The sequence below is a fragment of the Dactylosporangium sp. NPDC051484 genome (assembly GCF_040689395.1).
Classification (GTDB): domain Bacteria; phylum Actinomycetota; class Actinomycetes; order Mycobacteriales; family Micromonosporaceae; genus Dactylosporangium.
In genome coordinates this window covers 1-1,007 of sequence record NZ_JBFAZX010000093.1, presented here as the reverse complement: position 1 = coordinate 1,007, position 1,007 = coordinate 1, and the positions used below count along the sequence as shown (strand labels likewise).

Genomic DNA, 1,007 nt, shown 5'->3' with positions numbered 1-1,007 from the left:
TAGTGTCGCGTGATCCTGGTTGTGTTATGTCGGGTTGTCGTTGATCCTGGTGTGATGCTGACCGATGCCCAGACCGCGGAGTTGCGGGCGGTGATCAACGGCCGGGACGTGCCGGCGGTGGTGGCGACCCGGGCCCGGATCGTCTTGTGGATGGCGGAAGGCCGCCGCCGTAAGGATGTTGCGGTCCTCGCAGGGGTGTCACTACCCACTGTGGACCGCTGGGTCGACCGGTACGCGGACAACGGACTCGCCGGCCTGGAAGACGGCTCCCACGCCGCACCCCGCGAACAGGTCCCGGCCGCGGTCCGGGCCCGGATCCTGGCGTTGACCCGGGCCACCCCGCCGGTGGAGACCGGACTGTCGCACTGGTCGAGCCGGCAGCTGGCCGCCTACCTCAAACGCGCCGAGGGCGTGTCGGTGTCCTGGCACTACGTGGCGAAACTGTGGCGGGACAACGATCTGCAGCCGCACCGGCAGGGCACCTTCAAACTGTCCAGAGATCCGCGCTTCGCCGAGAAGGTCGCCGACATTGTCGGGCTCTACCTCGACCCGCCCGGCGGCGCGGTCGTGCTCTCGATCGACGAGAAGACCCAGATCCAGGCGTTGGACCGCACACAGCCGTTGCTGCCGCTGGATTTCGGGGTCACCGAGCAACGCACCCACGACTACAAACGGCACGGCATCACCAACCTCTTCGCCGCCCTGGACGTCGCCACCGGGCAGGTGACCGCCGACTGTCAGCCGGTCCGCGACGGCGCCGGGTTCCTGGCATTCCTGCGCAAGGCCGTGAAACCCCACACCGGTAAAGAGATCCACGTGGTGCTGGACAACCTGTCCACCCACAACACTCCCGAGGTCCGCGCCTGGCTGGCCGCGAATCCGAACGTCACGTTCCACTTCACCCCGACCGGCAGCAGCTGGCTGAACATGATCGAGATCTGGTTCGGGCTGATCACCCGCCAGTCCATCCGCCGCGGCACGTTCACCTCCGTCAACGCCCTCATCGT

1 protein-coding gene is annotated in these 1,007 nt (G+C 67.2%); it reads left to right on the top strand.

Features of this window, described 5'->3' with window-relative positions; genetic code table 11:
- Positions 1-54: 54 nt before the first annotated feature.
- The coding region (locus AB0367_RS38750; RefSeq protein WP_366231506.1) for an IS630 family transposase at positions 55-1,007 on the top strand (953 nt) is incomplete at its 3' end.